The organism is Mycobacterium sp. 2YAF39, assembly GCF_052114565.1.
GTDB lineage: Bacteria > Actinomycetota > Actinomycetes > Mycobacteriales > Mycobacteriaceae > Mycobacterium.
Genome location: NZ_JBFREZ010000001.1, coordinates 806,236 through 827,974 on the forward strand (window position 1 = coordinate 806,236; position 21,739 = coordinate 827,974).

Annotated in this window: 17 protein-coding genes; 8 read left to right on the forward strand and 9 right to left on the reverse strand. The window is 66.4% G+C overall.

Translation table 11 applies throughout. The features are described 5' to 3' along the window. Positions 1-43: 43 nt before the first annotated feature. The 4 genes from guaB (at position 44) to phoU (ending at position 5,278) form a co-directional block, all read left to right on the forward strand. Positions 44-1,585, forward strand: a complete 1,542-nt coding sequence (gene guaB, locus AB4Z42_RS04085; protein ID WP_442007810.1) for an IMP dehydrogenase — start codon at positions 44-46, stop codon at positions 1,583-1,585. A gap of 92 nt (positions 1,586-1,677) precedes the next feature. Further along, positions 1,678-2,799: a GuaB3 family IMP dehydrogenase-related protein gene (locus AB4Z42_RS04090; RefSeq protein WP_442007811.1), complete on the forward strand. Its 1,122-nt coding sequence runs from the start codon at positions 1,678-1,680 to the stop codon at positions 2,797-2,799. A 55-nt stretch (positions 2,800-2,854) separates the two neighbouring features. Continuing rightward, positions 2,855-4,588: a GMC family oxidoreductase N-terminal domain-containing protein gene (locus AB4Z42_RS04095; RefSeq protein WP_442007812.1), complete on the forward strand. Its 1,734-nt coding sequence runs from the start codon at positions 2,855-2,857 to the stop codon at positions 4,586-4,588. Positions 4,589-4,618: 30 nt separating this feature from the next. Further along, on the forward strand, positions 4,619-5,278 hold the full coding sequence (gene phoU, locus AB4Z42_RS04100) for a phosphate signaling complex protein PhoU (protein ID WP_442007813.1): 660 nt from the start codon (positions 4,619-4,621) through the stop codon (positions 5,276-5,278). Here phoU and AB4Z42_RS04105 read toward each other — a convergent pair. After that, the gene (locus tag AB4Z42_RS04105; protein ID WP_442007814.1) at positions 5,275-7,632 is read right to left on the reverse strand and encodes a glycoside hydrolase family 65 protein; all 2,358 of its coding nucleotides are present in this window, start codon (positions 7,630-7,632) and stop codon (positions 5,275-5,277) included. The two genes, phoU and AB4Z42_RS04105, sit on opposite strands and share 4 nt — an antisense overlap. Continuing rightward, positions 7,629-8,369, reverse strand: a complete 741-nt coding sequence (locus AB4Z42_RS04110) for a beta-phosphoglucomutase family hydrolase (protein WP_442007815.1) — start codon at positions 8,367-8,369, stop codon at positions 7,629-7,631. The genes AB4Z42_RS04105 and AB4Z42_RS04110 overlap by 4 nt, the downstream gene beginning before the upstream one ends. Before the next feature lie 125 nt (positions 8,370-8,494). Between AB4Z42_RS04110 and guaA the strand changes: the two genes are divergently transcribed. Continuing rightward, on the forward strand, positions 8,495-10,054 hold the full coding sequence (gene guaA / locus AB4Z42_RS04115) for a glutamine-hydrolyzing GMP synthase (RefSeq protein ID WP_442007816.1): 1,560 nt from the start codon (positions 8,495-8,497) through the stop codon (positions 10,052-10,054). On the opposite strand, the gene AB4Z42_RS04120 is transcribed toward guaA, so the two are convergent. From AB4Z42_RS04120 to AB4Z42_RS04140, 5 genes are read right to left on the reverse strand one after another with little or no spacing between them, the layout of a single operon-like run. Then, positions 10,055-10,972, reverse strand: a complete 918-nt coding sequence (locus tag AB4Z42_RS04120) for a MerR family transcriptional regulator (protein WP_442007817.1) — start codon at positions 10,970-10,972, stop codon at positions 10,055-10,057. Continuing rightward, on the reverse strand, positions 10,969-12,468 hold the full coding sequence (locus AB4Z42_RS04125; protein WP_442007818.1) for a flavin-containing monooxygenase: 1,500 nt from the start codon (positions 12,466-12,468) through the stop codon (positions 10,969-10,971). The genes AB4Z42_RS04120 and AB4Z42_RS04125 overlap by 4 nt, the downstream gene beginning before the upstream one ends. 13 nt (positions 12,469-12,481) lie before the next feature. Next, positions 12,482-13,402 carry a ferritin-like domain-containing protein gene (locus AB4Z42_RS04130; RefSeq protein WP_442007819.1) on the reverse strand — a complete coding sequence of 307 codons (921 nt, stop codon included), beginning with the start codon at positions 13,400-13,402 and terminating at the stop codon, positions 12,482-12,484. Between the two features lie 10 nt (positions 13,403-13,412). Next, on the reverse strand, positions 13,413-14,243 hold the full coding sequence (locus AB4Z42_RS04135; protein WP_442007820.1) for an SDR family NAD(P)-dependent oxidoreductase: 831 nt from the start codon (positions 14,241-14,243) through the stop codon (positions 13,413-13,415). Positions 14,244-14,248: 5 nt separating this feature from the next. Beyond that, positions 14,249-15,241 carry an alpha/beta hydrolase gene (locus AB4Z42_RS04140; RefSeq protein WP_442007821.1) on the reverse strand — a complete coding sequence of 331 codons (993 nt, stop codon included), beginning with the start codon at positions 15,239-15,241 and terminating at the stop codon, positions 14,249-14,251. 168 nt (positions 15,242-15,409) lie between these two features. Between AB4Z42_RS04140 and AB4Z42_RS04145 the strand changes: the two genes are divergently transcribed. Then, the gene (locus AB4Z42_RS04145; protein WP_442007822.1) at positions 15,410-16,102 is read left to right on the forward strand and encodes a hypothetical protein; all 693 of its coding nucleotides are present in this window, start codon (positions 15,410-15,412) and stop codon (positions 16,100-16,102) included. 49 nt (positions 16,103-16,151) lie between these two features. After that, the gene (locus AB4Z42_RS04150) at positions 16,152-17,693 is read left to right on the forward strand and encodes a DNA polymerase Y family protein (RefSeq protein ID WP_442007823.1); all 1,542 of its coding nucleotides are present in this window, start codon (positions 16,152-16,154) and stop codon (positions 17,691-17,693) included. Here AB4Z42_RS04150 and AB4Z42_RS04155 read toward each other — a convergent pair. Beyond that, the gene (locus AB4Z42_RS04155; protein ID WP_442007824.1) at positions 17,684-18,724 is read right to left on the reverse strand and encodes a nucleoside hydrolase; all 1,041 of its coding nucleotides are present in this window, start codon (positions 18,722-18,724) and stop codon (positions 17,684-17,686) included. The genes AB4Z42_RS04150 and AB4Z42_RS04155 overlap by 10 nt on opposite strands. Before the next feature lie 25 nt (positions 18,725-18,749). Then, a complete protein-coding gene (locus AB4Z42_RS04160) occupies positions 18,750-20,786 on the reverse strand; it encodes an SDR family oxidoreductase (protein ID WP_442007825.1) in 2,037 nt (678 codons plus the stop codon). A 75-nt stretch (positions 20,787-20,861) separates the two neighbouring features. Here AB4Z42_RS04160 and AB4Z42_RS04165 point away from each other — a divergent pair, with 75 nt between their 5' ends. Continuing rightward, entirely contained in the window at positions 20,862-21,731 is an 870-nt protein-coding gene (locus tag AB4Z42_RS04165) for a MaoC/PaaZ C-terminal domain-containing protein (RefSeq protein WP_442007826.1), read from the forward strand. Positions 21,732-21,739 lie beyond the last annotated feature (8 nt).

A 21,739-nucleotide genomic window follows, 5' to 3' on the forward strand; every position in this document is an offset into this window, starting at 1 on the left:
AAGATGGGGAATCAAGCTCGTCTGTCCCGGGAGGCCCTCACCCATGTCGATCGCCGAAAGCAGCCTTCCCCTCGCCGTTCCGGTGCCGACCGGCGGCGATGATCCGACGAAGATCGCGATGCTCGGGCTCACGTTCGACGACGTACTGCTGCTGCCCGCCGCCTCGGATGTGGTGCCCGCCACAGCCGACACCTCCAGCCAGCTGACCAAGCGGATCCGGTTGAGGGTTCCGCTCGTCAGCTCCGCGATGGACACCGTGACTGAATCCCGGATGGCCATCGCCATGGCACGCGCCGGCGGTATGGGCGTCCTGCATCGCAACCTCCCCGTCGCCGAGCAGGCCGGCCAGGTCGAAACGGTGAAGCGTTCCGAAGCGGGCATGGTCACCGACCCCGTCACTTGCTCGCCGGACAACACACTGGCCGAGGTCGACGCGATGTGCGCGCGATTCCGCATCTCGGGGCTGCCGGTCGTCGACGCCACCGGTTCACTCGTCGGGATCATCACCAACCGCGATATGCGGTTCGAGGTCGACCAGTCCAAGCCGGTGTCCGAGGTGATGACCAAGGCGCCGTTGATCACTGCGCAGGAAGGTGTTTCGGCCGAAGCGGCGCTAGGTCTGTTGCGCCGCCACAAGATTGAGAAGCTGCCGATCGTCGACGGCCACGGCAAGCTGACCGGGCTGATCACGGTCAAGGACTTCGTCAAGACCGAGCAGTTCCCGTTCGCCACCAAGGACAGCGATGGCCGGCTTCTCGTCGGCGCCGCGGTCGGCGTCGGTGACGACGCGTGGACACGGGCGATGACGCTGACGGACGCCGGCGTCGACGTCCTCATCGTGGACACCGCGCACGCCCACAACCGCGGCGTGCTGGACATGGTGCACCGCGTGAAGATGGCGGTGGGCGAGCGCGTCGAGGTGATCGGCGGCAACGTCGCCACCCGCGCGGCCGCCGCGGCGCTCGTCGACGCGGGCGCTGACGCGGTCAAAGTTGGTGTCGGCCCCGGTTCCATCTGCACCACCCGCGTGGTGGCCGGTGTCGGCGCACCGCAGATCACCGCGATTCTGGAGGCTGTCGCCGCGTGCGCGCCCAAGGGGATTCCCGTGATCGCAGATGGCGGGCTGCAGTACTCCGGCGACATCGCCAAGGCGCTGGCCGCGGGTGCATCGACCGCCATGCTGGGCTCGCTGCTCGCAGGTACCGCGGAGGCCCCGGGCGAGCTGATCTTCGTCAATGGCAAGCAGTTCAAGAGCTACCGCGGCATGGGTTCCCTTGGGGCCATGGCCGGGCGTGCGGGTGCGAAGTCCTACTCGAAGGACCGGTATTTCCAGGACGATGCGCTGTCCGAGGACAAGCTGGTGCCGGAAGGCATCGAGGGTCGGGTGCCGTTTCGCGGCCCGCTGTCGACGGTGATCCACCAACTCACCGGCGGTCTGCGTGCCGCGATGGGCTACACCGGTTCGGCGACCATCGAGCACCTGCAGCAGGCGCAGTTCGTACAGATCACCGCGGCGGGTTTGAAGGAGAGCCACCCGCACGACATCGCGATGACTGTCGAGGCACCCAACTACTACGCCCGCTAAGGGTTACCCACCGATGAGCGCTTGCGCAAAGTGGGGCCACACTCGAAGAGTAGGGGAGAGACGGCTCAGTGCGTGACACAGTTGAAATCGGCATGGGTCGAACCGCCCGCCGCACTTACGAACTCGACGACATCAACATCGTGCCGTCACGTCGCACTCGGTCGTCGCAGGACGTCTCGACAGCGTGGCAGATGGACGCGTACCGGTTCGAGATCCCGGTGGTGGCGCACCCGACCGACGCACTCGTCTCGCCGGAGTTCGCGATCGAGATGGGCCGCCTCGGTGGTCTCGGCGTGCTCAACGGCGAGGGACTGATCGGCAGGCACGCCGACGTCGAGGAGAAGATCGCGCAGGTCGTCGCAGCCGCCGAGAAGGAGCCAGAACCGTCGGCCGCGATTCGGCTGCTGCAACAACTACACGCCGCTCCGATCGATCCCGAACTACTCGGGGCAGCGGTGGCGCGGATCCGCGATGCCGGGGTGACGACGGCGGTCCGTGTCAGTCCGCAAAACGTCCAGGCGCTGACGCCGGTGCTCGTCGCTGCAGGCGTCGACCTGCTGGTCATCCAGGGCACGATCATCTCGGCCGAGCGGGTGGCCCAGGATCACGGCGTCGGCGAGCCGTTGAACCTCAAGACCTTCATCTCCGAACTCGACATACCCGTGGTCGCGGGCGGGGTCCTCGACCATCGCACCGCCCTGCACCTGATGCGGACCGGCGCTGCGGGCGTCATCGTCGGCTACGGGTCGACCAGTGGGGTCACCACCAGCGATGAGGTGCTCGGCATCAGCGTGCCGATGGCGACCGCAATCGCCGACGCCGCCGCCGCGCGCCGCGAATACCTCGACGAGACCGGTGGCCGCTACGTGCACGTGCTCGCCGACGGCGATATCCACACCTCGGGCGATCTCGCCAAGGCCATTGCGTGCGGCGCCGACGCGGTGGTGCTCGGCACCCCGCTGGCTACGGCCGCCGAGGCGCTGGGAGACGGCTGGTTCTGGCCTGCTGCAGCGGCGCATCCGTCGCTGCCGCGCGGCGCTCTGCTGCAAATCGCCCTCGGCGAACGGCCGTCGCTCGGCCAGGTGCTCACCGGCCCGTCCGACGATCCGTTCGGCTCGCTGAACCTGGTCGGCGGCCTGCGGCGATCGATGGCCAAGGCGGGATACTGCGACCTCAAAGAGTTCCAGAAGGTCGGCCTGACCGTCGGGGCCTGACCACTTAGGGTGCCCTACCTAGCTCGTTACCCGCCAGTAAGTCGATACTGGGGACATGAAGCCTGACTACGACGTACTGGTCATCGGCTCGGGATTCGGCGGCAGTGTGACAGCGCTGCGGCTCACGGAAAAGGGCTACCGCGTCGGGGTGCTGGAGGCGGGCCGCCGCTACGCCGACGAGGAGTTCGCGAAGACCTCGTGGAACCTGCGCAAATTCCTGTGGGCGCCGAAACTCGGCATGTACGGCATCCAGAGAATTCACCTGTTGCGCAACGTGATGATCCTGGCCGGCGCGGGCGTCGGCGGCGGATCGCTGAACTACGCCAACACGCTGTACGTGCCGCCGGAGCCCTTCTTCGCCGACCCGCAGTGGAAGCACATCACCGACTGGCGGGCCGAGCTGACCCCTCACTACGACCAGGCCCAGCGGATGCTGGGTGTCGTCACCAACCCGACGTTCACCGACGCCGACCGCGTGATGAAAGAGGTCGCCGACGATATGGGTGTCGGCGACACATTCGTGCCGACACCGGTGGGCGTCTTCTTCGGTCCCGACGGCACCAAGGCGCCCGGCAGAACGGTGCCCGACCCGTACTTCGGCGGCGCCGGCCCGTCGCGCACCGGATGCATCGAATGCGGATCCTGTATGACCGGATGCCGCTACGGGGCCAAGAACACGTTGGTCAAGAATTACCTGGGGCTCGCGGAAAGGGCAGGCGCGGAAGTCATTCCGATGACGACCGTCACCGGGTTCACGCAGCGCTCTGACGGATTGTGGGATATCCGCACCGCGAGAACAGGATTGCTGTCGCTGCGGCGACGTAAGTACACCGCGACCCACGTGGTGCTGGCGGCGGGTACCTACGGCACCCAGAAGCTACTGTTCAAGATGCGCGACAAGGGCAAGCTTCCCAAGCTCAGCGACAAACTCGGCGTGTTGACGCGGACGAACTCCGAATCCATCGTCGGCGCAGGCCGTTTCGAGGTGTCACCCGATCTGGACCTCACCCACGGTGTGGCCATCACCTCGTCGATCCACCCCACATCTGACACCCACGTCGAGCCCGTGCGGTACGGCAAGGGCAGCAATGCGATGGGGCTGTTGCAGACGCTGATGACCGATGGCGTCGGTCCGAGCGGATCCGATGTCCCGCGCTGGAGGCAGTTCTTCCAGCAGGCCGGTGAGGACCCGCGCAACCTGCTACGGCTGCTCAACCCAAGCCGCTGGAGCGAGCGGACGATGATCGCGCTGGTGATGCAGCATCTCGACAACTCCATCACGACGTTCACGCGGCGCACCAAGCTCGGCCTCCGGCGGTTGGACAGCAGGCAGGGCCACGGCGAACCGAACCCGTCCTGGATACCGGCAGGCAACGAGGTCACCCGCCGGATTGCCAAGAAGATCGACGGAGTCGCGGGCGGCACGTGGGGCGAGCTGTTCAACATCCCACTGACCGCGCACTTCCTCGGAGGCGCCGCGATCGGTGACGGTCCTGAGCACGGCGTCATCGATCCGTATCAGCGCGTCTACAACTATCCGACGCTCTCGGTCCACGACGGAGCGTCGATCTCGGCGAATCTCGGCGTGAACCCGTCACTTTCGATCACGGCGCAGGCCGAGCGCGCTGCGTCGCTGTGGCCCAACAAGGGCCAGGCGGATCTGCGTCCCGCGCAGGGCGAGCCCTACAAGCGTCTTGCGCCGATTCCGCCGCAACATCCGGTCGTTCCCGCCGACGCGCCCGCTGCGCTGAGGCAGCTGCCGATCGAGCCTGTCAGCTCGGCAGGTTAGAAGGCACCCGGTCGCGGGTACAGATCCCCGGTGCGAACCGCGTACCACCAGCAACTCGGAGCCATGCGCGCACGTCTCGCCGAGATGTGCGGGCTGGCCGCCGCCGCGATGAAGCACGCCACCAGCTCCCTGCTCGACGCCGATCTGTCGCTCGCCGAACAGGTCATCGCCGACCACGAACACATCTCCGTCATGAGCGCTCGGGTCGAGGCCGAGGCGCTTCGACTACTCGCCCTGCAACAGCCGGTCGCCGGCGATCTGAGATCCATCGTCGGGTCGATCCACATCGGCGCGGACATCGAACGGATGGGTGCGCTCGCGGTACACGTCGCGCGGATCTCGCGGCTGCGGCATCCGGACTGCGCGCTCCCGGACGACGTCCGCGACAGCTTCACCAGAATGGGCACCCGGGCAGTGCAATTGGCCGGCTCCGCGCAAGCCGTGCTTATGTCGGGGGACCACGACAGGGCCGCCCGTCTACGTGATGAGGACGACGCCGTCGACGCCGAACACAAGCGGCTCTTCACGCTGCTGATCGATCACAAGTGGCGGGACGGGGTCTGCTCCGCGGTGGACGTCGCACTTCTGGGTCGCTACTACGAACGGTTCGCCGACCACGCCGTCGAGATCGGCAGGCGCGTCGTTTTCGAGGTGACCGGCGGACTTCCCGACTCGAAACAGATGGCCTAGTTCTGCTCCTTGCGGCGCAACGGCTCACGGCCGGGAGGCTGTTGCGGTTCAGGAAGCAGAGGCTCTCGCGGCTCGATCGTGACGGTGGACGGCTCATCGGTACTGATTTCGAGGTCCGCACCTGCGTGGCGGATCGTCAGGGAGGTGTGTGGTCCGTCGCGCACGGTGTAGGTGACGTTCTCGTGGTTGACGTCCACCGTGATCCGGAAGTCCTTCCACCGCAACCGGAATCGCAGCCGGGTGATGCCGGATGGCAGGTGCGGATCGAGCGTCAGCACTCCGTCGTCGTCGCGAAGCCCGCCGAAGCCCGCCACCAGGGCCGTCCACGCTCCCGCCAGCGACGCCATGTGCAGACCGTCGCGCGTGTTGTGGTGCAGATCCCGCAGATCGATCAGCGCGGCCTCGTACGCGTAGTCATGCGCCAGCTCGAGATGGCCGACGTCTGCACACATGACCGCCTGTGTGCACGCGGACAGCGATGAGTCGCGCGTGGTCCGACGCTCGTAATAGTCGACGTTGCGGGCCTTCTGTTCCGGGGTGAACGCGTGACTCTGCCACTGCATCGCCAGCACCAGATCCGCCTGCTTGATCACCTGCGCCGGGTACAGGCGCACATATGGCGCGTGCAACAACAACGGGTACTGGTTGTTGGTCAGGAAATCCCACTCCCGCAGGGTGGTGAATCCCGCACATTGGGGATGGACCCCGAGTTCGTCGTCGAACGGGATGAACGCGTCGTCGGCCGCATTGCGCCAACCGGCCATCTCCTCGGTGGTGACCCCCAATTCGTCCGCGCCGTCGGGATGGCGCAGGCAGGCCTCGGCGGCGGTCCGAAGGTTTTGTGCCGCCATCAGATTGGTGAAGACGTTGTCTCGCACGACGGCCGTGTACTCATCCGGACCTGTGACTCCGTCGATGTGCCACACCCCGTGCCGGTCGTGATGCCCCAGCGACAACCACAACCGGGCCGTCTCGACCAGGACCGCCAGTCCGCATTCGGCTTCCAGCGACTCGTCACCGGTGACGATCCGGTACCGCTCGAACGCCATCGCGATGTCGGCGTTCACATGCCAGCCTGCCGTGCCCGCGGGCCAGTACGCCGAGCACTCCTCGCCGCGGATGGTGCGCCACGGGAATGCGGCGCCCGTGAGATCGAGTTGTGCGGCGCGCTCCTTGGCGAGATCCAGAGTCGAAGCGCGCCACCTCAGCGCGTCGGCCGCCGCGTACGGAGCGGTGTAGGTGAGCAGCGGCAGCACGAAACCTTCGGTGTCCCAGAATGCGTGTCCGTCATATCCGGTGCCCGTCAGTCCCTTTCCCGGGATCGCGCGGCGTTCGGCACGTGCGCTGGCTTGCAACACATGGAATAACCCGAACCGCACCGCCTGTTGGCTGTCGGGGTCACCCTCGACCTCGACATCGGCGGAATCCCAGAAATCGTCAAGGTATTCACGCTGCGATTCGAGTAGGCCGTCCCACCCGGTGTAGCGGGCGCTGCTGAGTGCCGCCGCAACCTGATCACGCAGAGCCGGCTGGGATCTCAGGCTCGACCAGCCGTACGCGAGGTACTTCACGATGCGCAGTTGCTGACCCGGTCGCAGACCACAGATCACGGTGCTGGTCGCCCAGTCATCGCCCGAGCCAGTGGTCACTTCGACGCGTCCGGGCACCTCGACGTCGTGGTCCATCGCCGCGGCCATGAGCAGTTCGCTGACCTTCGTCCGGTGCAACAGGATCGCACCGTGCTCGGAGTGTTCGTTTCCGACGGCTACCAGCGGCTTGTCGAGTACGGCGGCCACCCTGGGATCGTCTGCCGAGGCGGGCAGCGCTTCATTGGCGACCAGTTCTGATTGGACTGTGACCCGGGCGAACTCATCGACGGCCTCCACCGTGTACTCGATCGCGGCGACGCTGCGTTGTGCCAGCGACACCATGCGGGTCGACACGACCTTGACCTGCTTGCCCGCCGGGGAGCGCCAGTGGGCAGTGCGGGTCAGCGTGCCCGCCCTCATGTCCAGCACGCGTTCATGTTCGAGGAGTTCGCCATATCGCAGATCGAACGGCTCGTCATCGACAAGCAGGCGCAATAGCTTGCCGTTGGTGACGTCGACGATCGTCTGGCCGGCCTCGGGATAGCCGAAACCCGCTTCGGCGTACGGCAGTGGGCGTACTTCGTAGTACGAGTTCAAATAGGTGCCGGGTAAACCGTGTGGTTCGCCCTCGTCGAGGTTGCCGCGCATGCCGATGTGGCCGTTGGACAGGGCGAACAGTGATTCGGACTCGTCCAAAAGGTCCAGATCCAGGGAGACTTCACGGATGTGCCACGGCTCGACGGTGAAATTCTCGCCACTGATCATCGCGACATCAGTTCCGCGAGGTCGGTGACGACGACGTCAGCGCCGTTGCGCCGCAGCGCTTCTGCCTGGCCGACGCGGTCGACACCGACGACGTAGCCGAAGTTGCCGGCACGTCCCGCCTCGACGCCCGAGAGCGCATCCTCGAAGACGACGGCCTCCGCGGGTGAGACGTCGAGAAGTTCCGCGGCGCGCAGAAACGAATCGGGCGCGGGCTTCCCCGCGATGTTCTGCTCCCTGATGGTCACCCCGTCCACGCGGTGCTGGACGAACTTGTCGAGCCCGGTCAGTTCGAGCACCTCGCGGGTGTTGGCGCTCGACGAGACCACCGCGGTGCCGAATCCCGCTTTGACGACGGCTTCGAGATAGCGGCGCGACCCCTCGAAGACCTCGACCCCATCGGTGTGGAGGGTGCGCTGAAACATGTCGTTCTTGCGGTTTCCGAGGCCGTTGATGGTCTGGGCATCGGGCCCGTCGTCCGGCCCGCCGTCGGGTAGTTCGATGTTCCTGCTGGCGAGGAAGGACCGAACCCCGTCCTCGCGCTTTTTGCCGTCGACGTACTTCAAATAGTCGGTGTCGGTGTCGAATGGCACGAACTTGGTGCCCGCGCGCTCCGCATTGGCCTTCAGAAAGTCGTCGAACATCGACTTCCAGGCCTTTTTGTGGACGCTGGCGGTGTCCGTCAGCACTCCGTCGAGGTCGAAAAGGATGGCACGAATCCGTTCGGGAAGGCCGAGCACGGGCTACCTCGCTTTGCTCTGATGGCGATCTTGGGGTCGCGCCTCCAGTTCACCATTCCCAAAAACGTCCGCGGGCATACCTCGCCATCGGGTCGGTGCGTGGCGCCGCTGACTAGACTGTCCGGGTGACAACAGCTTCTCCCCGTCCCGTCTTGGTGGTCGACTTCGGCGCGCAGTACGCGCAGCTGATCGCCCGGCGCGTCCGTGAAGCGCGGGTGTTTTCTGAGGTGATTCCGCACACCGCCACCGTCGAGGAGATCAAGGCGCGCGATCCGCAGGCCATCGTGTTGTCCGGCGGCCCCGCGAGTGTGTACGAAGACGGTGCGCCGCAGCTGAACGCCGGGGTCTTCGACCTGGGCGTGCCGGTGTTCGGCATCTGCTACGGCTTTCAGGCGATGGCGCAGGCGCTCGGTGGGACAGTCGCCCGCACCGGCACCAGCGAGTATGGCCGCACCGAGCTGAAAGTGACTGGGGGAGAGCTTCATTCCGATCTGCCCACCACGCAGCCGGTGTGGATGAGTCATGGTGACGCGGTCACCGCCGCGCCCGAGGGGTTCGACGTGGTCGCCACCAGTTCCGGTGCACCCGTCGCGGCGTTCGAGAATCGGGCCAAGGGGCTGGCCGGTGTGCAATACCACCCCGAGGTGATGCACACCCCGCACGGCCAGCAGATACTCAACCGATTCCTGCACGAATTCGCCGGTATCGACTCGGCATGGACGCCTGCGAACATCGCCGACGCGCTCGTCGAACAGGTTCGCGACCAGATCGGCGACGGACGAGCGATCTGCGGTCTGTCTGGCGGCGTGGACTCCGCGGTGGCCGCCGCGCTGGTGCAGCGGGCCATCGGTGACCGGCTGACGTGCGTATTCGTCGACCATGGTCTGCTGAGGGCCGGTGAACGGGCGCAGGTACAACGTGATTTCGTCGCCGCCACCGGCGCCAATCTTGTCACCGTGGACGTCGCCGACCGATTTCTGGAGGCGCTGTCCGGGGTGACCGACCCCGAGGGCAAGCGCAAGATCATCGGCAGGCAGTTCATCCGCGCGTTCGAAGGTGCGGTCCGAGATATCGTGGGGGACAGCGGTTCTGAGGTCGACTTCCTGGTGCAGGGCACGCTGTATCCCGACGTGGTGGAGTCCGGCGGCGGATCGGGAACCGCCAACATCAAGAGCCATCACAACGTCGGCGGACTGCCCGACGACCTGAAGTTCAAACTGGTCGAACCGCTCCGGTTGCTGTTCAAGGACGAGGTGCGTGCGGTGGGCCGCGAACTCGGTCTGCCTGAGGAGATCGTTGCGCGCCAGCCCTTCCCGGGTCCGGGCCTGGGTATCCGCATTGTCGGCGAGGTGACCGCGCAGCGGCTGGACACGTTGCGGCGTGCCGACACGATCGCGCGGGAGGAACTGACTGCGGCCGGCCTGGACAACCAGATCTGGCAGTGCCCGGTGGTACTGCTGGCCGGAGTCCGTTCGGTGGGGGTGCAGGGCGACGGGCGTACCTATGGTCACCCCATCGTGCTGCGACCGGTGTCCAGCGAGGATGCGATGACCGCCGACTGGACGCGCGTGCCCTACGAGGTGCTGGAACGCATCTCCACACGGATCACCAACGAAGTTCGCGAGGTGAACCGCGTGGTGCTGGATGTCACCAGCAAGCCGCCGGGCACCATCGAGTGGGAGTGATCACGGGGCGTCGGGGTCCGGCGCCTTCTCGATGAGTTCGCCGAGGATCTGACCGACGGTTGTCTCGATGGTCGATTCGATCGAGAACGCCAACGTGGCTGACACCGCCGATACGGCCTGGGTGCGAAACCGCACGAGCATCGTGATCAGTTCGGCTACTTCGGTGTCCGGTGGCAACGCGGCGCCCGGGTTGACGCGGTGCAGAACCTCTTCGATGCCGGCCTGCACCAGTAGGCCGCTGATCTGATCGACCAGCGGCGAGATCTGTTCGTGCAGGTCGATGAGCTTATCGGTGGAAACACCGTACTGACGGATCTCGTTGAACGCCTCGATCAGCTTCGGCCGCACGACGATCGCCTCGCCGTCCTCGAGCTTGATCACCCCCTGTCCGACCATGCGGTCGAACCCCGGATCGTCGTCGACGAGCCGCCTGGCGTCGGCGATACTCATCCGCTCAGGCTTCTCCGTCGCCCAGCTGCCCGCGATCGCCGACTCGAGGCCCAGCATGTCGCCGAGATTCTTGCCCTCTTCCCACGCTGACAACATTTCGTGGACATGGGCGATGTTGTAGCCCCGATCGAGCATCGAGGTGATCAGCCGAAGGCGGGTCAGATGGGTGTCATTGAACAGCGCTATCCGGCCCACCCGCAGCGGCGGGTGCAGGAGCCCCCTATCGCGGTACACCCGAATATTGCGGATGGTGGTGTTGCCCAGCCGCGCCAGCTCCTCGAGACGGTACTCACCGGATGCCTCCACCCCGTGCGGATGCACGGCGGCGTCGAACAACTGCGACACCGCGGTCTCGATGACGTCGCGAGACCCGCGCCGCACACGTCGAGGTGCCCGCCGCACACCCTTGAGGATCGCCGAGATCGCGCCCGCCTGCTGGCGCGCCGGCCTGTCGGGCGAATCGGTCATGCGCTCGAGAGGGCACCGCTGCCGGTGCGCGCGCCGTGCTCCACGGCAACATAGTCTCCGAACCGGAAGTCCCGCATCTGACGAAGATACTGCGTGGCGAACCCCGGGTACATCGAGGCGTTGAAGCCGTCGGCCGTCAGATACCAGCTGCTGCATCCCGACATCCACGTCGTCTTGGTGAGACGCTTCTGGATGTGCTCGTTGTAGCGCGCTTGAACGTCTTCGCGCACATCCAGATACTTCAGGTTCTCGGTCAGGATGGTGGTGATACCGCTGATTGCGTAGTCGAGTTGACCCTCGACGTAGACCAGCAGCGAGTTGTGCCCTGGTCCGGAGTTGGGCCCCGTCATGAAGAACAGGTTGGGATAGCCGTGGGCGTTGATGCTCTTGTACGCCTGCGCCCCCTTGGTCCACTCCTGTGACAGTGAGCGGCCGCCGATGCCGGTGACCTCGTAGGGCGGTCCGGTCAGATGCACGTCGTAACCGGTGGCGAAGACGATGCAGTCCAGATGGTGCTCGATACCGTCGCTGGTACGGATGCCCACCGGGCTGACCGTGGCGATCGGCCAGTCGATGAGTTTGCAGTTGTCCTGCTGCAGCGCAGGGTAGTAGTCGCTGGAGATGAGCATCCGCTTGCAGCCCGGGGTGAAGTCCGGTGTCAGCTGGCGTCGCAGCCACGGATCTTTGACCTGCCTGCGCAGGTGGGCCTTGCCCAACCGGGCGACCAGACCCGTCAACGGGGTGTCCCAGACCAGCGCCGTCGCGGTGATCTCGTGGCCCCAGAACAGCGCTTGGCGCGCAAGTTCTTGAACGGCAGGCACTTTGGCGAACAACAGCTTCGCCGCGGCGGGGGTGGCGATGTCGAGTCGTGGCAGCATCCAGCCCGGGGTGCGCTGGAACACCTTGACGAACTCGGCCTGCTTGACCAACTCGGGCACGATCTGCACGGCACTTGCGCCGGTGCCGATGACCGCGACGCGTTTACCGGAGAAGTCGTAGTCGTGATCCCATCGGGCGCTGTGGATGGTGTGGCCCTGGTAGGTGTCCAGGCCGCGGATGTCGGGCAGCTTGTGGTCGGGCAACGGCCCGGATGCCAGCACGACGGTGCGGGCGCGGAAGAGGTTGCGGCCCTCGGTTTTAACTGTCCAGACACCGGCCGTCTCGTCGAACTCGAGACCGTTGACCTCGACGCCGAACTGGATCCGGCGCGTGATGTCGAACTCGTCGGCCATGTCCTCGATGTGGTGGCGGATCTCTCCGGCCGGAGAGTAGGCCCGAGACCACGACGAGTTCTTGACGAACGAGTACGAGTACAACAGCGACGGAACATCGCAGGCCGCACCGGGGTACGTGTTGTCCCGCCAGGTGCCGCCCACGCGGTCGCCGCGCTCGAGGATGACGAAGTCGTCGACGCCCGCCTCGGTGAGCTTGATCGCCGTACCGATTCCGGTGAAGCCGGCGCCGACGATGAGGGTGTCGTGGATGGGGGTGTCCATGTTCATGTTCCCGTCAGGCTGCCGGCTCGTGGGTGACCTCTTTGACCCAACTCGGCACCGAAGGCAGCAGTGGCCGCGGATACCGGTCGGAGATCCAGACCATGGAGTTGGCCAGCAGATGGTAGGGGTGGCGCGGGTTGGTCACTACCCCGGCGTAGCGCCGCAGGAACAGGTACGTCGGTACCCGGTGGGTGTGTTGGCCGCGATCGCCGAGTTCCTTGAACCGCTTCACCGCTCGGTACAGGCGCTCAGGCTCCATGCCCATCGCGGTGATCTCGTTGCGGATCCGGTTGATCAGCGGTGCGCCCATGATCGCGCCGATGATGAGACCCGGAGTCGCGTTGTGGCCGACGAAGTCGATCAGCAGCCGCCGAATCTTGGCGTGTCCGATCATGTCGAGAACTTCGAAATCGACTACCAGGTGTCGTGATTCGTCGTTGTTGATCTTCTCGAACACCTGATGGCACACGGGGTCGGCCACCTCGTCGAGCAGGAATTTCAGCAGTGCGCCGTCGAGAGCGACCTCGAGCATCGGAATGACCGTGCCGAGCAGGGACAGCGGCATATCGTCCGCCCAGCGGTCCAGCCAGTCGATGGCCAGCCGGATGTTGACATTGGGCTCGGGGACTTCACCTTCCTCGAGCATGCCCCAGCGTTGCATCAGCGCGAGTTCGGCATTGGCGTGACGCTGCTCCTCGGCGTGGAAGTACCGGTAGATCTCGGCGATCGTCGGTGTCGGAGCCTTCTTGGCCAGCGCCGCGAAACCGCGGGCACCGATGTTCTCGATCCAGCAGAGGTCGGCCATGAAGGCCTTCAGCTTGGGCCGTTGTTCGTCGGTGATCATCTCCGCACCCGGTGCGTCCCAGTCGATATCTGCCAGTGCCCACTGGCGATCCTTGATCTTCGCCAGCATGACGTCCATGTCGATGGCCATTGCGAACCTCCTAGGTGGTGACACGCGTGGTGAGGCCGACGGCGCGGGTGTACACCGTCGGGGTGAAACGTTTGATGCCCCAGCCGATCCGGGCGTCGGGCTGCGGCATGCAATAGAGGCCGCCGCGGTCGAGGGTGTCCAGGCATGTGCGGGCAACCCGCTCGGGGGAGAAGCCGGTCCACCGCATCAGCCGGTCGGCCAGTTGCGTTGACCGCTCGGAGATCCGGCCCGCGTCGACGATGTTCGTCTTGACGAATGTCGGGCACAGCACCGTGACGTTGACGCCGGTGCCGTACAGTTCGGCCGCCAGGGTCTCCGACAGCGACAGCGTGCCCGCCTTGCTGACGTTGTAGGCGGCCATGCCCGGCGCCGCACCGAATGCCGCGGCCGATGCGACGTTGACGATTCCGCCGTAGCCGGCTTCGCGCAGGATGGGCGCGAACACATGACAGCCGTGGATCGGTCCCCAGAGGTTGATGTCGAGGACCCATTGCCAGTCGTCGAGGCTCATGTCCCCGATGGGCAGGCCGCCTGCGCCGACGCCGGCGTTGTTGATCACCACGGTGGGTGGGCCGCCGAACCAGGACTGGGCCTCCTTGGCCAGCGCCGTGACATCGTCGATCTGCGAGACGTCGCAGCGCAATGCCAGCGCATCGCCGCCGTCGGCTTCGATCGCGTCGGCGGTTGTGCGGGCAGCGTGCTCGTCGATGTCGCTGCACACCACGCGGCCGCCTCGCTTGGCGAGTTCCATCGCGAATGCCGCGCCGATGCCGCTGCCCGCCCCGGTGATGACCGCAGCTGCGTCACGGCTGCGTTTCTTCGACGATCCGAACAGGCCCATGCCCGTCACCCCGCTGCCTGGTCGATGGTGTTGTCCTGCAACGCCTGTGAGATGAACGATGCGATCCGGCGCATCGCCGGTCGCGCTTCTGGCGTCAATCGTGGAAGTGCCTGGAAGACGTGCACCTGATCCGGCCACACCTCGAGTTCGCAGATTCCGCCCGCGGTGCGGATGTGCTCGGCAAGGGCGATGGCGTCGGCGGCCAGCATCTCGGCCCCGCCGGCCTGAATCAGCGTCGGGGGCATGGCACGGCCAACTGCGACGTCGAGCTTCAGTCGGGGATGCGTCGAATCGATCCCCGCGCAATACAACTCGATCAGGCGGACGGCGTCCGCTGAGCGGATGGCCGGGTCGCGACGAAGCCGTTCACGGGTGCGGGCCAGCGATAACGTCAGATCCAGAACGGGGGAGAGCAACGTGAGTGCCGCGGGATGGACTGCATCGGGCTGCAACAACAGGTCGACGGCCAAATGTCCACCCGCGGAATCCCCTGCGATGACGGTGCGCTGCGGTGCCACGCCGCCCTCGTGTGTCAGCCAGTCCCATCCGGTGCGGACATCGTCTGCCGCGGTGGGGAATCGGTGCTTGGGGGCGAGTCGGTAGTCGACGGAAAAAACCGGCAGACCCGTCAGATGGGAAAGCCAGGACGTCAGGCGGCGGTGGGTGCGTGGTGAGCAGAGGACGAACCCGCTGCCGTGGACGAAGTAGATCGCAGTATCAGTTCGTCCACGCGAAACGCCCGGGCCGTAAACCCATTCCCCGATGACGCGACGGCCGCCGGATGTCCTGGTGTCGACGCGTTGCACGTGTGTACCGATCAGCGATGGTCCGAAGGTGTCCATGATGCGGGCCACGATCTGGCGCGAAAGCCATATGCCCCATGCCTGATCCGGCGGAAGCACGGCGCTGATCTGCCGCAGGGTTACGCCGCTGATCGATGCCGCGCTGCGCGAGCGCAGCGAACCACGCTCGGGCAATGCGGGCTCTCCGTTGAGCATCGCCGAAGTACAACACCGACTGATGACATTTGTCAATGTCACCATCGAGTGATGGCACTCCGACGAGGTCCTGATCCGCTTGACGGTTGTCGGTGGGCAGGTGTTTACTCGGCGTATCGAACATACATTCGAAAATAGGATGATTCTGGTGATGCGGGAGGTGCTGTTGTGACAGCTGCCTTGAGCCTGGATCAGCGCCGCCCAGACCGCGCTGAACAGCTAGAACACCTGCGCCGCAAGATGGCGGCAGTGTCCGGAAAAGTGGGCGGCGGGCGTCGTGGGGCGGCACCGGCCGTCGATCGGTTATCGGACCAGGAAAGTTTGCTGCCGCTGCCCGAAACCCTTGGCGACATCTTGCCCGCGCCGTTGCCACGCGGGACGGTGGCGGTGTTGTCGGGTGCCCGGTCGCTGTCGTTGAGCATGGTGGCGGCGGTGACGGCGGAGGGTGGACATGCCGCGATCGTCGGCCAACCCGATGCGGGTCTTCTTGCCGCGGTGGAAATGGGAGCGGATCTGAGCAGGATCGCGGTCATTCCCAACCCAGGAAGCGATCCGGTCGAGGTGGCCGCGGTCCTGATGGACGGCATGGACATGGTGGTGCTCGGGCTGGGTGGGCGTTCGGTGCCCGCCACCCGCGCACGGGCGGTCGTTGCCCGTGCGCGGCAGAAGGGCTGCACCCTGCTGGTCACCGACGGTGACTGGCAGGGTGCGTCCGCCCGGTTGGATGCCAGGGTCTGCGGCTATGAGATCACCGGACGCGCTCGCCCGGGGTTCGGTCGTATCGGCAAGGTGCAGCTGACCTACTCCGTCAGTGGCCGAGTCGTCAGCGGCCGGACCGGGCCGGCAACGGTTGCGCAGTGAGCCGGCTGCTGTGTCGCCCCAGTCGTCTCGCGTATTGGCCATCTGGTGCATGGACTGGCCCGCGGTCGCCGCGGCAGCAGCGGCAGGTCTGACACCTACGGCCCCGGTCGCGGTGACGTTGGCCAACCGGGTCATCGCCTGTTCGGCGTCGGCGCGTTCGTCGGGTGTGCGACGAGGGTTGCGCCGCAGGGAATCGCAGGCAAGGTGTCCGGATCTGCACGTCGTCACCGCTGATCCGGCGCGCGATGCCCGCCACTTCGAGGACGTGACGGTCGCGGTGGACGACCTGGTGCCGCGCGCCGAGGTCCTGCGGCCCGGCCTGCTGGTGCTGCCGGTGCGCGGGGCGGCCCGCTACTTCGGATCCGAACAGGCCGCCGCCGAGCGGCTGGTCGACGCGGTCGCCACAGCCGGAGCCGAATGTCAGGTCGGCATCGCCGATCAACTACCCACCGCGGTCTTCGCCGCGCGAGCGGGACGGATCGTCGAGTCCGGCGGGGACGCACTGTTCCTGTCGGTGCTGTCCATCCGGCAGCTGGCCGCCGAACCCAGTCTGGCCGAACCCGGACGACAGGACCTGGCAGACCTGCTGTGGCGCATGGGAATCCGCAACATCGGGCAGTTCGCGGATTTGTCTCGCAGCGATGTGGCGTCGCGGTTCGGCGCCGATGCGGTGGCCGCACACCGGTTCGCCCGTGGCGAGCCCGCCCGAGGTCCGTCGGGGCGTGAACCCGAGCAGGAGCTCGACGCGGTCATGGACTGTGACCCGCCGATCGAACGGGTGGATGCCGCTGCGTTCGCCGGTCGCTCGCTGGCAGGCGCCCTGCACCGCAGCCTGGAGGCGTCCGGTGTGGGATGCACCCGCCTGGCCATCCACGCCATCACCGCCAACGGGGAAGAGCTGGAACGGGTTTGGCGCTGTGCGGAACCGCTGACAGAGGATGCCACCGCCGACCGGGTGCGCTGGCAACTGGACGGCTGGCTGAACAGGCGCAATCAGGGCGATCGGCCCACCGCGCCGGTCACCGTGATCCGGCTGCGTCCGGTGGAACTGATTTCGGCCGAGGCGCTGCAGCTGCCGTTGTGGGGCGGCATCGGAGAGGAGGACCGGCTGCGGGCCCGCCGGGCGCTGTTGCGCGTCCAGGGTCTGCTCGGACCCGAGGCGGTGCAGGTGCCGATGCTCAGCGGTGGTCGCGGACCCGCCGAACGCATCACCTTCACACCGCTAGGTGACGAGCAGGTGGCGCGCGCCGATCCTGCTCAGCCCTGGCCGGGTCAACTTCCCGAGCCGTCGCCGACTGTGCTGCTCGACGATCCGGTCGAACTGTTCGATGTCGGCGGAAATCCGGTGCGGGTGACCGGCAGGGGACTGTTCTCCGCGGACCCGTCGCGTCTGGTCGCACCGGGCTCCAACGACTCCCGCCTCACCTGGTGGGCCGGGCCCTGGCCGGTCGATGAGCGGTGGTGGGATCCCGGGCTTCCGAAGTCTGGTCGTACGGCTCGGGCACAGGTGCTGCTCGACGGCCGTGATAAGCGGGCCTTACTGCTGTGCTACCGGCAGGGGAGGTGGTACATCGAGGGGATTTACGAGTAACTCAGACGCTTGGCGAACGCGCCGACCCGTGCGATGAACCGGTCGAAGAACGCCTCCGGGTCGACGCCAACTCCGATGAGCGCGTTGGGTTCCCGGCCCCACCGGTTGCTCCAGTCCGCGATCGTCATGCCCCGCGTCAACGTGCCGGTCAGTTCGACGTCGACGGCGACGGGCCGGTAGCTGACCAGGTCGGGATCGAGCACCACCGCGGCGGCGAGCGGGTCGTGAAGATGCGCCAGGTAGCCCTCGTTCTGGTCGAAGTGAAACTCGAAGTAGAACCGCATCGCGTCTTCGAGCACCGCGATCAGCGGATTGGATGCGACCGACCTCGTGCCGCGGTCGTCCAGGACGCTCATCGGAATCGACGACGAGGCCGCCACCGTCGCGAGCCGGCTCAGCAGCGTGGGCGTCATCGCGATGTTCTCGGTCAGGTTCAGGCCGAGCACAATCGGGAGATGTGATGGAGTGTCGAGTCCCCACGCCGCTCCCCACACGCCGAAGACCTCGGCGGCGGCCTCCGGGTCCACGCTGATGTTCCACTCGGCGACCGGTGTGGTGTTGCCGCGGTAGTCGAAGGCGCCGCCCATGATGACAAGCCGACGAAGCAACTTCGGCAGCGCCGGTTCTTTCCGCAGGGCCAGCGCCAGGTTGGTCAACGGGCCGACGGCTATCGCCACCAACTCGCCGGGATGTTCGTGCGCCGCGCGGATCCACGCGTCGGCGGCGTCGTGCGCGGTGAGCTCACGATCGGTTGCAGGCAACCTGGCGTACCCCATGCCCTCGGGTCCGTGAGTGTCCTCGGCGGTGCGCAACGGTTCGGTGAGCGGTTGATCGGAGCCCTTGGATACCGGGATGTCCAATCCGCAGAGCTCCAGCAGTCCCAGGTTGTTCCTGCAGACCTGTTGTGCGGGAACATTTCCCGCTGTCGAGGCGATTCCGACGACGTCAGCGTCGTCGCTGGCGAATAGATAGATCAACGCCATCGCGTCGTCGACGCCGGTGTCGACGTCGACGAATACAGGTAGCGTCACACCGCCAACGATAGGACCAACCCGCTCACCAGTGGACTCCGGGCACCAGGCGCAGCGCGCGCTTGGCCGGTCGGGCCACCGCACGCGGGACGCGCACCCGTGACACCGTGGCGCGCGCGGGTCGCTTCGGCCTGCGCTCCGGCGCCGCTTGTCCAGGAGCCTCGGACGGCTCGACCCCGCGGGCGGCCGCCGAATCCGGATAGCCCAGATATATCTGGTGCAGGACGCGCCGCGACAGCTTGGGGGTGAAGTACATGCCGACGTCGGCCAACGTTCCAACCGGTGTGTCGATCCGCAACGGCTTGTCGACAAGCCCGCGCACCACCATCGCCGCGGCGTGTTCGGCGGTGATGGGCGGCATCGGGTTCAGGCGCCGCGACGGCGCGATCATCGGCGTCTTCACCAGGGGCATGTGGATGCTCGTGAAGGTGATGTGATCGGAAAGAGTCTCGCTGCCAACGACTTCGGCGAACGCATCCAAGGCTGCCTTGCTCGGGACGTATGCGCTGTACTTCGGGCTGCTTGCCTGCACCCCGGCGCTGGACACGTTGACGACGTGGCCGAACTTCCGTTCCCGCCAGTGCGGCAACAGGGCCAGAACCATCCGCACGGATCCGAAGTAGTTGACCGCCATCACGCGCTCGTAGTCGTGCAGGCGGTCCGTCGACGCCGACACGGAGCGACGGATCGACCGCCCTGCGTTGTTCACCAGATAGTCGACATGCCCGAACTGGCCGAGGATGTCTTTGATGGTGGTCTCGACGGACGTCGAGTCGGTGACGTCGCATGTGAACGCATGCGCCTGCCCGCCTGCCTCACGAATCTCGGCGATCAATTCATCGAGCGCTTCGGCGTTGCGTGCCAACGCGAATACCGTCGCACCGCGTTCGGCGACCGCCACTGCCGACGCGCGCCCGATCCCGCTTGACGCACCGGTGATGATGACGTGCTTGCGCACCAAGGGTCCGGCGGAGTCGTCGCGGCGTGCGCGATCGGGGTCCAAGTGCTCGGCCCAGTAGCGCCATAGTTTCGGTGCGTACGTGGCGAACTCGGGCACGGTGATGCCGGTGCCGCGCAGTGCATCGTCGGCGTTGTCGGTCGTGAACGTGGGGAACAGGTCGACGACGTCGAGGACTTCGGCGGGAACGCCCAGTTGAGTGGCCGCCATGTTGCGCAGGATCTTGGCACGCCCGGTGGCCCGCACGATCGGTGTTGCGGCACTGCGCGGCAGCGAGCCGAGCAGCGGCGGCAAACCTGCGGCCTTGGTTACCCCGCGGTAGATCCCCCGAAGCCCAATCGTTTTCGGTGCGGTGAGGTGGAACGTCTGCCAGTCGCGGTCGGGCTCGTGCATGAGATGGACCAAGGCGTCAGCCACGAAGTCGACCGGAACGATGTTGGTGCGCCCGGTGTCGGGTAGCACCATCGGCGTCATACCGGGCAGTCGCGCCAGCTTGGCCAGCACGCCGAAGAAGTAGTAGGGGCCGTCGACCTTGTCCATCTCGCCGGTGCGCGAATCGCCGACGACGACCGCAGGGCGGTAGATCCGGTACCGCAGGCCATGCGCCGAACGGACCAGCAGTTCGGCTTCGAACTTCGTCTGGTGATACGGCGTCGGCAGGTCCTGCGCGACATCGAAGTCATCCTCGGTGAACTCGCCGCGATAGGTGCCGGCCACGGCGATGGAGGACACGTGGTGCAGGGTCACGTCGAGACGGCGGGCCAGGTCGATGACCGCGCGGGTGCCGTCGACATTGGCCGCGCGCTGGTCCGCCTCGGCAACGGTGATGTCGTATATGGCCGCGCAATGCACGATGTGGTCGACGGTGCCGAGTTCGGCGACGGCGTCGTCGGTCAGCCCCAGGTCGGCTGCGGTGAGGTCACCGACCAGCGGTTTCGCTCGTTCACCCCACGGGCGATCGCCGTCGGTGGCCAGGCGCTCGAACCGCTCGAGCGACTCGCGGCGGACCAGGACCCACACCTCGGCGTCCTCGCGGCTCGCCAGAATCTGTGACACCACGCGTCGGCCAATAAACCCGGTACCGCCGGTAACGACATAGCGCATGCGAGCCATGGTCACCCCTGGCGGGAGAAAGGTCAATGCTGTGTATCGTCCGACACATCAGCGAAGGGAGTCTCGATGCCGCTCGACCCGAATTCCGTAGGTGCGAAGACGGAGCCGCAGCTTTTCACATGGACTGACCGCGACACGATGCTCTATGCGCTCGGCGTCGGCGCGGGACTCGACGATCTGGCATTCACCACAGAGAACAGTCACGACACCCCGCAACAGGTGTTGCCCACCTACGCGGTCATCGCGTGTCTGCCGTTCGCGGCGGCCGCCATGATCGGCAGCTTCAACTTCGCCATGCTGCTGCACGGTTCGCAGGGGATCCGGCTGTTCAAGCCGCTGCCCCCGGCGGGCAAGCTGAGCGTCGTCGCCGAGGTCGCCGACATCCAGGACAAGGGTGAGGGCAAGAACGCGATCGTCATGCTCAAGGCGACGGGCACCGATCCGGACTCCGGCGAGGTGATCGCCGAAACACATACGACAGCGGTCATCCGCGGTGAAGGCGGGTTCGGTGGCGAGCCGGGCCAACGGCCGTCCGCGCCGGAAATCCCTGACCGCGAACCGGATTCGAAGATTGCCCTGCCCACCCGCGAGGATCAGGCGCTGATCTACCGGCTCTCCGGCGACCGCAATCCGCTGCACAGCGATCCGTGGTTCGCGCGCGAACTGGCCGGCTTCCCGAAGCCGATTCTGCACGGTCTGTGCTCCTACGGCGTCGCGGGTCGAGCGCTGGTCGCGGAACTCGGCGAGGGCGACGCGACGAAAGTCAGCGCCGTCGCAGCCCGGTTCACGTCGCCGGTCTTTCCCGGCGAGACGCTGACGACGTCGATCTGGCGGACCGAACCGGGGCATGCGGTGTTCCGCACCGAGGCCTCCGGTCCCGACGGATCGGACACGCGCCTGGTGCTCGAAGACGGCGCCGCCGAATACAGCGCCTGAGCAATTTG